Source organism: Paraburkholderia sp. Clong3 (assembly GCF_050436485.1).
Lineage (GTDB): Bacteria > Pseudomonadota > Gammaproteobacteria > Burkholderiales > Burkholderiaceae > Paraburkholderia > Paraburkholderia tuberum.
In genome coordinates, this window is record NZ_JBNDMH010000002.1 from 3,013,182 (window position 1) to 3,026,246 (window position 13,065).

General features: G+C 65.0%; 11 protein-coding genes and 1 tRNA gene. 2 read left to right on the forward strand and 10 right to left on the reverse strand.

The annotated features are described in order from the left end of the window. The first annotated feature begins 25 nt into the window (after positions 1-25). A complete protein-coding gene (gene mrdA / locus OKW30_RS18060; protein WP_429347284.1) occupies positions 26-2,401 on the forward strand; it encodes a penicillin-binding protein 2 in 2,376 nt (791 codons plus the stop codon). Positions 2,402-2,411: 10 nt separating this feature from the next. Next, positions 2,412-3,560 carry a rod shape-determining protein RodA gene (gene rodA, locus OKW30_RS18065; protein WP_184025834.1) on the forward strand — a complete coding sequence of 383 codons (1,149 nt, stop codon included), beginning with the start codon at positions 2,412-2,414 and terminating at the stop codon, positions 3,558-3,560. Positions 3,561-3,643: 83 nt separating this feature from the next. On the opposite strand, the gene OKW30_RS18070 is transcribed toward rodA, so the two are convergent. The 10 genes from OKW30_RS18070 to rsmB all read right to left on the reverse strand — a co-directional run bounded on the left by OKW30_RS18070 (position 3,644) and on the right by rsmB (position 12,938). Beyond that, positions 3,644-4,345, reverse strand: a complete 702-nt coding sequence (locus OKW30_RS18070; RefSeq protein WP_409340037.1) for a tetratricopeptide repeat protein — start codon at positions 4,343-4,345, stop codon at positions 3,644-3,646. Between the two features lie 29 nt (positions 4,346-4,374). After that, entirely contained in the window at positions 4,375-5,157 is a 783-nt protein-coding gene (locus OKW30_RS18075; protein ID WP_429347285.1) for an HpcH/HpaI aldolase family protein, read from the reverse strand. 191 nt (positions 5,158-5,348) lie between these two features. Further along, positions 5,349-5,804 carry a 6-carboxytetrahydropterin synthase QueD gene (gene queD, locus OKW30_RS18080; protein WP_187615331.1) on the reverse strand — a complete coding sequence of 152 codons (456 nt, stop codon included), beginning with the start codon at positions 5,802-5,804 and terminating at the stop codon, positions 5,349-5,351. A 9-nt stretch (positions 5,805-5,813) separates the two neighbouring features. Beyond that, positions 5,814-6,446 carry a 7-carboxy-7-deazaguanine synthase gene (gene queE, locus OKW30_RS18085; RefSeq protein WP_184069004.1) on the reverse strand — a complete coding sequence of 211 codons (633 nt, stop codon included), beginning with the start codon at positions 6,444-6,446 and terminating at the stop codon, positions 5,814-5,816. Between the two features lie 54 nt (positions 6,447-6,500). Next, complete coding sequence (queC, locus tag OKW30_RS18090; RefSeq protein ID WP_184069007.1) at positions 6,501-7,232, reverse strand: 7-cyano-7-deazaguanine synthase QueC; 732 nt, start codon at positions 7,230-7,232, stop codon at positions 6,501-6,503. A 395-nt stretch (positions 7,233-7,627) separates the two neighbouring features. Further along, positions 7,628-7,703, reverse strand: a tRNA-Phe gene (locus tag OKW30_RS18095). A 93-nt stretch (positions 7,704-7,796) separates the two neighbouring features. After that, positions 7,797-8,486, reverse strand: coding sequence for a response regulator transcription factor EsaR (esaR, locus tag OKW30_RS18100; RefSeq protein WP_184069010.1), 690 nt, complete (start codon positions 8,484-8,486; stop codon positions 7,797-7,799). Further along, positions 8,487-10,913, reverse strand: a complete 2,427-nt coding sequence (locus OKW30_RS18105) for a sensor histidine kinase (RefSeq protein ID WP_187631066.1) — start codon at positions 10,911-10,913, stop codon at positions 8,487-8,489. Next, positions 10,903-11,502, reverse strand: coding sequence for a DUF4390 domain-containing protein (locus OKW30_RS18110; RefSeq protein ID WP_090802240.1), 600 nt, complete (start codon positions 11,500-11,502; stop codon positions 10,903-10,905). The genes OKW30_RS18105 and OKW30_RS18110 overlap by 11 nt, the downstream gene beginning before the upstream one ends. After that, positions 11,499-12,938 (reverse strand): 16S rRNA (cytosine(967)-C(5))-methyltransferase RsmB, encoded by a 1,440-nt coding sequence (gene rsmB / locus OKW30_RS18115; protein WP_429347286.1) that lies wholly within the window; start codon positions 12,936-12,938, stop codon positions 11,499-11,501. Before rsmB ends, OKW30_RS18110 begins: the two co-directional genes overlap by 4 nt. Positions 12,939-13,065 lie beyond the last annotated feature (127 nt).

Genomic DNA, 13,065 nt, shown 5'->3' on the forward strand with positions numbered 1-13,065 from the left:
GCATGCCGGCCTTTTGCAGAATCGCATGACCGAATTCAAGGACACTCAACAGCAGCTCACGAAATTCCGCCTGCGCGTCGCGGCGGCGGGCCTGTTCGTGTTTGTCTGCTTCGGGCTGATCGGCTTCCGCTTCCTGTTCCTGCAGGTCTGGCACTACAGCAAGTACTCGCTGCAAGCCGATGAAAACCGCATCTCCGTCGCGCCGATCGTGCCGAACCGCGGCATCATCACCGACCGGAACGGCGTCGTGCTCGCGAAGAACTACTCCGCCTATACGCTTGAAATCACCCCGTCGAAGCTGAACGACACGCTCGATAACGTGATCGACAACCTCGCCGCCGTCGTGTCGATCGATGCGCGCGACCGTCGCCGCTTCAAGAAGCTGCAGGAAGACTCGAAGAACTTCGAAAGTCTGCCGATCCGCACGCGGCTGACCGACGACGAAGTCGCGCGCTTCACCGCGCAGCGCTTCCGCTTTCCTGGCGTCGAAGTGCGCGCGCGGCTGTTCCGCCAGTACCCGCTCGGGCCGACCGCCGCGCACGTGATCGGCTACATCGGACGGATTTCGCAACGCGACCAGGACCGCATCGACGACGCCAGCGATCAGAACGACAGCGACCCGGACCACTACGATCCGCGTCTTGACGCGAACAACTACAAGGGCACCGATTACATCGGCAAGATCGGCGTCGAGCAGAGCTACGAGACCGAGCTGCACGGCCAGACCGGTTTCGAGGAAGTCGAGGTGACGGCGGGCGGCCGCCCGGTGCGTACGCTGTCGCGCACCCAGGCGACGCCGGGCAACAACCTCGTGCTGTCGCTCGACATCGGCCTTCAGCAGGTCGCCGAGCAGGCGTTCGCCGGACACCGCGGCGCGCTCGTCGCGATCGAGCCGTCCACCGGCGACGTGCTCGCGTTCGTGTCGGCGCCGAGCTTCGATCCGAATTCCTTCGTCGACGGCATCGACCAGCAGACCTGGGACGAACTGAACAACTCGCCCGACCATCCTCTCCTGAACCGGCCGCTGCACGGCACCTATCCGCCGGGCTCGACCTACAAGCCGTTCATGGCGCTCGCCGCGCTGACGCTGCACAAGCGCACGCCGAGCTGGGGCTTCCAGGACCCCGGTTACTACACGTTCGGCGGCCACACGTTCCGCAACGACGTGCGCTCGGGCCAAGGCTGGATCGACATGAACCGCGCGATCGTCGTGTCGAACGACACGTACTTCTACATGCTCGCGCACGATCTCGGCGTCAACAACATCGCCAACTTCATGAAGCCGTGGGGCTTCGGGCAGATCACCGGCATCGACATCGCCGGCGAAGCGAAGGGCATCCTGCCGTCGACCGACTGGAAGCGCCACGCGTACCGCCGCCCCGAGCAGCAGAAGTGGTACGAAGGCGAAACGGTCAGCCTCGGCATCGGCCAGGGCTACAACTCGTTCACGATCCTGCAGCTGGCCCATGCCACCGCAACGCTCGCGAACAACGGCGTCGTGATGAAGCCGCACCTCGTGCGCGACATCGAGAATCCGATCACGAAGGACACGCGGCCGGTGGTGCGCGATCCGAGCTACAAGATCGCGGTCAAGCAGCAGGACATCGACTTCATCAAGCGCGCGATGGAAGGCGTGGTCACGAACGGCACGGCGGCCAAAGTGTTCGCGGGCGCGCCATATCAGGCGGCCGGCAAGACCGGTACCGCCCAGGTGTACTCGCTGCAAGGCGCGAACTACAAAGGTCACGCGGTTGCCGAGAATTTGCGCGATCACGCGCTGTTCATCGCCTTCGCGCCGGCCGATCAACCGAAGATCGCACTCGCGCTGGTCGTCGAAAACGGCGGCTGGGGCGCGGAGGCGGCCGGTCCGATCGCGCGCAGGGTGCTCGACTATTACCTGGTCGGCAAGAACAAGCCCGGCGCTGAAGAAGCGGCCGTCGCGGTAGCGGCATCGACCACGCTCGAAGCATCCGCGCCGCAGGTCGGCGATACGCCGGCCTCGCATGAGAGCGCTCACTCGCTCAAGATTGCGGCGGGCTTTACGGCACTGCCGATGCCTGGGGCGGCGGCTGCCGCGGCGGCCTCGGGTGCGTCGGCGGCCGTTGCGGCTTCGGGCGCGAATGGCGCGTCTGCGCCGGTGGCGGCGTCGGCTGGCGCGGCGGCAACGGTGCCGGCCAGCGCGCCGGCAGCGGCTTCGGCCACCGCAGCGCGCGCGGCCTCGGCGGCGAAGCCGGCATCGGCTTCGTCCGCGGCAAAGAAATCTGCGTCGCGTACGTCCGGCGCCCCGCACCAACCCCGTCCGGCAAGCGAGCCGGCGCCGACCGTAGCGGCACCATCGCGCGAGGACAGCTTCCAGGGCGCGTCGCCGCGCCAGCCGGCCGCCGGCGGCATCGACGAATAAGGAGAAAGGCATGCAATTCGACAAGCGCGCCTGGCTCGAGCGCATCAAGCGGATGTTCGTAGGCTTCGACCGTCCGCTCGCACTGATCGTGTTTCTGCTGCTGTGCGTCGGCATCGTCACGCTGTACAGCGCGACACTCGACATGCCGGGCCGCGTCGAAGACCAGTTGCGCAACATCCTGCTCACCTTCGTGCTGATGTGGGGGCTCGCCAATGTGCCGCCCAATACGCTGATGCGCTTCGCGGTCCCGCTCTACGCGTTCGGGATCGCGCTACTGGTCGCGGTCGCGATGTTCGGCCTTACGCGCAAGGGCGCGAAGCGCTGGATCAACGTCGGCGTGGTGATCCAGCCATCGGAAATCATGAAGATCGCCACACCGCTGATGCTCGCCTGGTACTACCAGCGCCGCGAAGGCGTGATGCGCTGGTACGACTACCTGGTCGGCTTCGTGATCCTGATCGTGCCGGTCGGCCTGATCGCGAAGCAGCCCGACCTCGGCACGGCCGTGCTCGTGTTCGCGGCCGGCCTGTTCGTGATTTACTTCGCGGGGCTGAGCTTCAAGCTGATCGTGCCGGTGCTGATCGCGGCCGTGATTGCGGTTGCGTCGATCGCGGCGTTCCAGGACAAGATCTGTCAGCCCGAAGTGCAGTGGCCGCTGATGCACGACTACCAGAAGCACCGCATCTGCACGCTGCTCGATCCGACCTCGGACCCGCTCGGCAAAGGCTTCCACACGATTCAAGCGGTGATCGCGATCGGCTCGGGCGGCCCGCTCGGCAAGGGTTGGCTGAAGGGTACGCAGGCGCATCTGGAGTTCATCCCCGAGAAGCACACCGACTTCATCTTCGCGGTGTTTTCGGAAGAGTTCGGTTTGGCAGGCGGAATCGTGCTGCTCACGCTGTACATGCTATTGATCGCGCGCGGGCTCTACATCGCGGCCAACGGCGCGACATTGTTCGGGCGATTATTGGCCGGCTCGTTGACGATGGCATTCTTCACGTACGCGTTCGTCAATATCGGCATGGTGAGCGGGATTCTGCCGGTGGTCGGCGTGCCGTTGCCGTTCATGAGTTACGGTGGCACCGCGCTGACTACATTGGGCGTCGCGATCGGGCTGATCATGAGCGTCGCGCGACAGAAGCGGTTGATGCAGAGCTAACCCGTAGCTAGCGGCACGCAGCAAACGACAATGCAAAAAAGGGGCGCTCGTTGCGAGCGCCCTGTTGCTTTATTGCTGCTTCATTACTGCGGCTTCACTTCCTTCTGATCGCGCAGCTGCGCGCTCAACTGCTGATACTTCAGGCGCGCGGCCGGATCGCCCTGCGCCGCCGCGGCCGCGTAATACGCGCGCGCCACATTCAGATTCCGGTCGACACCATCGCCGCCACGCTCGTAGAACGAGCCGGTCACGTACTGCGCGGTCATGTCGCCGCCCTGCGCCGCTTTCTTGTACCAGACGAACGCCTGCTTGTTGTCACGCTCGGTACCGCGTCCGTCGAGGAACTGATTCGCGAGCGCGAGCTCCGCCTGCACATGGCCCTGCGCGGCCGCCTTCATGAACCAGCGATGCGCCTCCACCGGATCGCGCTCGACGAACTCGCCATCGTCGTACATCTTGCCGTACACGTATTGCGCGTGCGACATGTTCGCGTCGGCGGCCTTGCGCAGCCACTTCTTGCCTTCGTCGACGTTGACCGGCGTGCCTTCGCCGTTGAGCAGCATCATCGCGTAGTTGAACTGCGCAAGCCGGCTGCCGCGCTCGGCGGCCTGGCGGAATTCGCTCAGCGCCGCGCCAAGGTTGCCGGCGTTGTAGTCGGCCACCGCGGATTGCGTCTGCGGATCGTTCGCCTTGGCGACGCGATCCTGTGCATACGCGGCGTTCCACGCCCCAGTCGCGAGCAGCGCCGCCGCCATGGTCACTTGCGCGGTCACTCGCGTGATCATCCGCCCGGCGCCCCCCTGCACTGTGCCGTTCATGACCTCACCTCCTGTAATGCCTGGCGCGTCGCGCGCAACATCCAGATCACGTCGGCGGCTAGCGCGACGAAGCGAAAACCGGCGTCGCGATGCTGCCGCGCGCTCGCCACGTCCATCGCGAAGATGCCGGCGGCAATGCCGGCCTTGTCCGCCGCGCTGACGATACGCGCCATCGCCGCCTGCACGTCCGGGTGTTTCGCGTCGCCGAGATGACCAAGGCTCGCGGCGAGATCGGCCGGACCGACGAACACGCAATCGACGCCCGGCGTCGCCGCGATCTGCTCGACCTCCCGCAAGCCGCGCGCCGATTCGATCTGCACAATCGTCGCGATCTGTGCGTTGGCCGTCTGCACGTAATCACGCCGCATGCCGTAACCGGCCGCGCGCACGACGCCCGCGACGCCGCGCAGGCCGTCGAGCGCCTCGGCGGTCGGATATTGGGTGAGCCGCACGGCGCGTGCCGCGTCTTCGGCGGATTCAATGTTCGGGAACATCAGCGTGCGCGCGCCGGCGTCGAGCACGCGCTTGACGAGCCACGGCTCGCTCGCGGGCACCCGCACCACCGGCTCGCTCGGCAGATGGGCGGCGGCAATCGCGCGCAATTGCGACTCGACGCCGCCGCTATCGTTGGGCGCGTGCTCCATGTCGATCAGCAGCCAGTCGAAGCCGGCGTGCGCGAGTGCTTCCGCGGCGGCCTCGCTGCCGAGCGACAACCACAGCCCGATCAGCGGCGCGTTGTCCTTCAGACGTTGTTTGAGGGAGTTGGTGAAGGTGCTCATCGGCTGGCCTCGCGCAGGTTTGCAATGCGAAGCGGGGCCAGATAGTGGATCAGGCAGGCACCGGGGCGCTGACGGCCTCGTTGCCTGCTGCGACGCGATGCGGTGACCGGCATGTCTCGCTCCGTGTGTTGGTCGGAACGATCATACCGTGACAATAACGCGAGAGTTCGTTCGCGTGGCGGGGCGTGGATTCAGGTGGGAAGCGAGTCGCGGACCACCTCGGCCCAGCAATTCGGCGTCTCGTACAGACGCACTTTGTGCAGGCGCAGGTTCACGCCGTAGTGCGCGTCGTAGACGTTCGCGAGAATGTCGAACGCAATCGCGGCGAGGTTTTCGACGGTCGGAATGCGATCGATCACGACCGTCTTGTGACCCGCCATGCTGTCGAGGAAGTCACGCACCTGCGTGTCGCCTTCGTAGACGAGAAACGCGTGGTCCCACTTGTCGACCAGGTGCTCGTTGGCGAGCGACTTCACGTCGGCGAAGTCCATCACCATGCCGCGATCGGGCGCGCCTTCGGTGTCGACCAGATCGCCTTGCAGCGTGATTTCGAGCACGTAGCGATGGCCATGCAGATTACGGCACTGGCTGCGGTGATCGGGAATGCGGTGGCCCGCGTCGAATTCGAGTTTTCGGGTAATCGTCAGCACGGCAAATCAGGGAATGTTCAGATACTTGTGAGTCTGCATCGACAGGCGCCACTGCGGATGACGTTTGCACCAGTCGATCGCGAGCTTCGTGTTGATGTCGCGCGACGGGCCGTCCATCGGCTGGACGAGGAAATACTCGAAGTCGAGCTTGGCGTAGTCGTCGAGGCGCTGGTTGTCCTGCGGGATCACGACTTTCAGTTCGTTGCCCTTCGTCACGACGAGCGGCGCGTCGGCCTTCGGGCTCACGCAGATCCAATCGATCGTGTCGAGCACCGGCAGCGAGCCGTTGGTCTCGATCGCGATCTCGAAGCCGGCCGCGTGCAGCGCGTCGACGAGCGGCTGATCGATCTGCAGCATCGGCTCGCCGCCAGTGCACACGACGAAGCGTTCGCCCTCGCCCTGCGGCCATTGCGACGCGATCATCGCGACCAGGTCGTCAGGTGTGCGGTACTTGCCGCCGTTCTCGCCGTCGGTGCCGACGAAGTCGGTGTCGCAGAAACGGCAGACGGCCTCCGCACGATCCTCTTCGCGGCCGGACCACAGATTGCAGCCCGCGAAACGGCAGAACACGGCCGGCCGCCCGGCATTCGCGCCCTCGCCCTGCAACGTGTAGAAAATTTCCTTGACCGCGTACGTCATGCTGCTTTCTGTCCTGTGTTCCTGAATCAATGATGGGCGCTCTCGCGCGAGCCGTCAGACCGGCTCGGTGACTTTTTCTCCGGCGAGGTAGGCCTCATAGCCACGTTTGCGCAACCGGCATGCCGGGCATTCGCCGCAGCCGAAGCCCCATGAGTGCAACTCGGCCCGTTCGCCGACGTAGCAGGTATGCGTCTCGACGCGCACCAGTTCCACCAATGCGTCGCCGCCGAGCTCGCGCGCGAGGCGCCACGTGTCGGCCTTGTCGAGCCACATCAGCGGCGTCTCCAGCGCGAAGCGCGCGTCCATGCCGAGATTCAGCGCGACCTGCAGCGCCTTCATCGTGTCGTCGCGGCAATCGGGGTAGCCCGAGAAGTCCGTCTCGCACATCCCGCCGACCAGCACCTGCAAACCGCGCCGATACGCGATGGCCGCGGCGATCGTCATGAACATCAGATTGCGGCCCGGCACGAACGTGTTCGGCAACCCATTGGCCGTGGCTTCGATTTCGATCTCGCGCGTCATCGCGGTGTCGCTGATCGCGCCGAGCAGCGACAGGTCGATCGTGTGATCGTCGCCGAGACGATCGGCCCACGCCGGAAACGCACGCGCGACGGCCTGACGGAATCCTTCGCGGCATTCGAGTTCGACACGATGACGCTGACCATAATCGAAGCCGACCGTTTCGACCGTGTCGTAACGGTCGAGCGCCCACGCGAGACACGTGGCAGAATCCTGGCCGCCGGAAAACAGCACGAGCGCGCTACGCTTAGCGTCTTTGCGGATCACCGTGATACTCCGTGAATGAGAGTGCCACGTCGCGCTGCGCGAGGTGCGCCATGCAAGCAACGCGGCGCGACGTGTGCCGGCACTGTGCCGGCCCAAAGCAGTATAGGTCGCGCGTTGCGCGGGAACGTGACTGGGCGCTTATACCGCCGATCGTCGGGCGAAGGATTGGGTGCTTCGGTGCGACATGCTCGGCACTGCATTCGCGCGGTGCACGACCGCGTGCGACGCCTGCATGCAAGTCCTTGAACTGGCGCGATTTTATCACGCGACACCGAATGTCGCCGACGCCAGCTGCCCCACGCGCGCGGCTTCAACTGCATGGCAAGCCGAAGTGACGACTTGTCCGCCAAACGGAAAAGCCCCAGGGAATCTTGCGATTTCCTGGGGCTGAATCCTGGTGGCCTGGGGCGGAATCGAACCACCGACACGCGGATTTTCAATCCGCTGCTCTACCAACTGAGCTACCGGGCCAACGAAGAACGAAACTATATCAAGCGATCCGCAGTTCAGCAAGCCCCTTCATAAATAATTTGCCGGGCCGCGTTCGCATGCAACACGTGGCGCTCACTCCCCTTTGTTCTTGCCGAGATCGACGCCGAGTTGCTTCAGCTTGCGATAAAGATGCGTGCGCTCGAGACCGGTCTTCTCCGCGACACGCGTCATGCTGCCGTTCTCGCGCGCGAGGTGATATTCGAAGTACGCGCGCTCGAACGCATCGCGCGCATCGCGCAGCGGAATGTCGAACGAGATCGACGCGGTTTGCGCGGCGAGCGCGCCGCCGCCGACGCCATCGGACGACAGTATCGGCAACGCGGCCGCCGACGCGACTGACGATGCGCTGACCGGCAACGCCGGCTTCGCAGCCACGCCGCCAGGCACGGCCGCTGCGTTACCACGCGCGAGTCCCTGCTCGACCGCCTTTAGTAGCTTCTGCAACGCGATCGGCTTTTCGAGGAAGTTGAGCGCGCCGATCTTGGTGGCCTCGACCGCGGTGTCGATCGTCGCGTGACCGGACATCATGATCACGGGCATCGTCAATTGACCTTGCGCGGCCCATTCCTTGAGCAGCGTCACGCCGTCGGTGTCCGGCATCCAGATGTCGAGCAGCACGAGGTCCGGCGCCTGACGCAGACGGAACTCGCGCGCCTCCTGCGCGTTTTCAGCGGCCTCCACGACGTGTCCCTCGTCGCTGAGGATCTCCGAGAGCAGTTCCCGGATGCCCATTTCATCATCTACCACCAGGATGGTTGCCATTTACGCTGCCCTTGTCTGCACTGTTGCTTTTGTCGTTCCCTGCGACGCGCCGCCGTGCGCCGGATGGGCACCCGAACCAGGTGCACCCGGCTGCGCGGAGTCGTCCGCCAGTTGAAGGAAGAGAATCGAAATCTGCGCGCCTTCGATCACGTCGCCGGCCTTCATGCGATTGCGAATGTCGATGCGCGCGCCATGTTCGTCGACGATCTTCTTGACCATCGCAAGTCCCAGACCCGTACCCTTGGCCTTGGTCGTCACGTACGGCTCGAACGCGCGTGTGAGGATACGCGCGGGGAAGCCTGGTCCGTTATCCGACACTGTCAGACGGACCGCGACGCGCGCCTTGCCTTGCGCGTCGGGGTCTCCGTATTCTACTGTCCTCGTCTCGAGCAAAACACGCGGATGCGCGACTTCGGCGACCGCGTCCTGCGCGTTCTGCAGCAGGTTGTGGATCACCTGACGCAACTGCGTCGCGTCGCCGCGTATCGCGGGCAAGGCCGCCAGCTCGACCTGGATCGCGCCCTTGCCTTCTTCGATACCGTACAGCGTGAGCACCTCGCTGACCAGACCATTCAATTGCAGATGCGCGAGTACCGCGGGCGGTGTGCGCGCGTAGTCGCGGAAATCGTCGACCATCTGCTTCATTGCGGCGACCTGATTGACGATCGTCGTCGCGCCGCGCTTCAGCACGTCCGCATCCGACGGCGCGAGCTTGTCGGCGAGCTTCATCTGCAAACGCTCGGCCGACAGTTGAATCGGCGTGAGCGGATTCTTGATCTCGTGCGCGAGGCGCCGCGCGACTTCGCCCCATGCGATCGAACGCTGCGCGGAGATCACGTCGGAGATGTCGTCGAACACGATCACGTAGCCCGCGGTCTGCCTGTCTTCAGCGTCGCGCTCGTTTGCCGCGAGGAGGCGCGCGCCGCGCACGAGCAGCGTGAGCGGCTCGGTTTCGCCGGGCACCGGCACCGAGAACTGCTGCTGCCAATGGCCGTTGTCGTCATGGCCGTCTTCACTCGCCGCTTCGCGATCGGCGAATGCCTTGCGCACCATCGCGCCGAATTCGCCGAGCACGCCGATCTGATCGAGCGACGAGCCGAGCACCGTCTGGAACGGCTGACGGAAAATCCGCTCGGCGCCTCGATTCGCGGTGGTCAGCCGGAATTGCCGGTCGAACACGAACACACCCGCGGTCAGGTTCGCGAGGATGCTCTCGAGATACGCCTTCGAATGCTCGAGCGCGATACGATTTTTCTCGACCGCCCCGCGCGCCTCCGACAACTGCCGCGTCATCGCATTGAACGACTGCGTGAGGAAACCGAGTTCGTCGCGCGACTTGATCTCGCGCTTTGGCGTGTAGTCCCCCTCGGTGATTTCCTTCGTGCCCTGCGCGAGCAGGAATAGCGGCCGCGCGAGCTGATTGCCGAGCGCCAGCGCGAGCATCATCGCGATGAAAGTCGCGAGAAACAGCGACAGGGTCAGCGTGCCGATGTACATCTTGCGCAAGCCGGTGCGGCCGAGCGCCTTCTCCTGATACTCGCGATACGCGCGCTGCACCGAGTCGGCATTGCGCGCGAGTGTCGTCGAGACCGGCTGCGTCAGTTGCAGGAAGCGCTCGGCGGGCTGCAATAGCGACGCGTTCGCATCGGGAATACGCTGCACCACGCGCAGACGCAGCGCTCCCTTGCCGCCGTGCGCATTCGGATCGCCGTCGACTTCGCCTTCGATCGCCGCATAGCCGTGGCCACGCGCCTGCTCGATCATCAGCGGTGTCGGCAGATCGTTCGGCAGCAGCATCGCGTAGTTGCCGGACGCCTGCGCGACCACGTGCATGTCCGGCGTCGCGCCAGACATGCTGCGGGTCGGCTCGACGATCGTCGCGTCCTGCACACCGAACTGGTCGCGCAAACGCAGCAGCGTCAACGTGGTGCCGGCCGCATCCGCGCTCGCGAGCTGCTCGGACATCAGACGCGCCTTCGTCTGCAGATCGGACAGCGACGCGTCGAGCATGCCACGCCCGAGGTTGAGGCCGGACGCGAGCGCGGTTTCGACGTTCACGTCGAACCACGACTCGATGCTGCGCGACACGAACTGATACGACACGATGTAGATGATGCCGCCCGGCACCACACCGACCAGCGCCATGAAGAACGCGAGCTTCGCGAGCAGCCGTGTGCCGAATTTGCCCGTGCGTAATCGCACGATGATGATGACGACGAGCGTCACCACCACCAGCAGAAAGATCAACGCGACCGCGACGTTGGCCGCATACAGCCACTGGTAATAGCGGTCGAAGAATTCGGTGTTCGCGCTGGCGGCAGCCAGCAACACGAGCAGCAACACGGCCGTCACCGCGACCGTCGACACGAGCACGCGCACGACGATGCTGCTGACACTGGTGGAAGATGAGCGCACTTTATTTAGCACGATCGGCGGCCGTGAAAGTGAAGCGCTTCCAATCGGAGGCGAGGTTCCAGTCGCGGTTGTTCACCGCGTCGATCTGGAACGGCTTGGGCATCAGCCCGATGTCGAGTTGCATGCGCACGGACGCGTTATAGGTTTCGCCGACCCGCACCTGATTGCGGTCGATCACGTGCCACGACGTCACGTGCTTGATCACCGCGAGCGCATCGTTGAGCGTGGAAAAGCCCAGCTGCAAGCCGCCCGACTGCACGCTCGACACGCGATATTCGCGCGTGAGTGGCTGGAACGACAGCCGCAAACTTTGCGACACGCTGACCGGCTGCTCGTCGAACCAGTACCAGCGCGGCCGGCTCAGTTCGAAATCGGTCGTGAAATAAAGCGGAATGCCTTTGTTGACCGCGTCTTCGAGATTGCTGTTCAGCTCGAATTCGAAATGCGCGTCGAGACTCCAGCCGCCGTTGTCGGCCTGCAGCGATGCCCGCTGCACCGCTATCGAGTCAGCGTGCGCCGCGCCCGGCGCTGCAAGCCAGACGGCCAGCGCGATCCAGAGCACGGCAGCGAGCCGAAGCGGGAAGAAGCGTTTTATGGTCACCGTTTCTGAAAGCGCGCGTAGAAAAATCCGTCGTGGTCTGAGTTCGTGCCGGCGCTGAATTCAGCGGGTCGTCCAGCATGAGAACCGGCCGATGGGTCGGCGGGCGCGCGGGCAACTGAGGGTAAAAGCTGCCCCGGCGCGTCCAATCGTACCGCATCCTGGTGCTGGTTTCCAAACCACTGTGCCTGCAACTCGCCCTCTTCGGGGAAGATCGAACAGGTAACGTAAAGCAACTCGCCGCCCGGTTTCACGAGCGGCCACAGCGCGTCGAGAATACGGCGCTGTTCGGCGACGAGCGCGGCGATATCGGACTGCCGACGCAGCCAGCGAATATCCGGATGACGCCGCACGATGCCCGACGCCGAGCACGGCACATCGGCGAGGATGCGGTCGAACGGCTGGTCGAGGTCGTCGTGCCATTGCGCGGGGTTGCCCGCGTCGCCGATGCGCACTTCCGCTTCGAGCTTCAGACGCCGCAGGTTTTCGCCGATGCGGCGCGCGCGAGACGCATCGCTTTCGAGCGCGACCACTTGAATGTTGGCGAGTTCGAGCAGATGCCCGGTCTTGCCGCCAGGGGCCGCGCATGCGTCGAGCACGCGCATGCCGTCACGCACGCCAAGTAATTGCGCGGCGAGTTGCGCACCTGCGTCCTGTACGGACACGACACCATCGCTGAAGCCCGGAATGCGCTCGACCGGCATTGGCGTCGCGAGCGTGACCGCGTACTCGCCAGCCTTGCTCGCGGCGATCTGCTGGCGTTGCAGCACTTGCAGATAGGCGTCGACCGTCGAATGGCGCGCGTTCACGCGCAACGTCAGCGGACCTTGCGTGTTGCCGGCGGCCAGCACCGATTGCCACGCCTCGGGCCATGCGCGCTTCACCGCGTCGATCCACCAGGCCGGATAGTTCCAGCGCGCGACTTCATCGGCTTGCACGGAGGCGAGCAACGTGGCGCGCTCGCGCAAGAAGTTGCGCAGCACCGCGTTGACGAGCCCCTTCGCGAACGCGAACTCGCGACGCGCGCCAATCACCCTGACCGCCTGGTCGACGACCGTGAACGGCGTGTAGGCGGCGCTCGCTTCGTCGTCGACGAGCAGCGCGAGCGCGCACGCGAGCACATGCGCGACGTGCGGCGGAGGCGCCTTCTTCACCAGCTTCGCGATCAGCCACTCGGCGGTCGCGAGACGGCGCAGCGTGCGATAGGCGATATCCTGCACCGCGCCGCGCGCCGCTGCGGCGTTGTCCTCGGGCACCGCCACGAAAACGCTTTGCAGCGCCGCGGGCAAGGCCGCGCCGAGACGCACGGCGCCGACGGCCTGGGCCGCGCAATCGAGTGCGAACCCGAGCGATTCGGGCGACAGTTGCAGCGTCGACAAACGGGACTCGCGCGAACGCGCCGACGAGGAAGCAGAACGCGAAGAAGGCTTTGGAGTCATGAAGGGAGCAAGGGCAAGCCGCACGGTGCGCGCGGCGCAATCAGCGCACATTGTAGCGTGGCGCCGGTGGGGCGCCGCCATGCGTGGGTGGTGGCCGCAGACGCTGTCGCGCAGTGGCGACGAACGG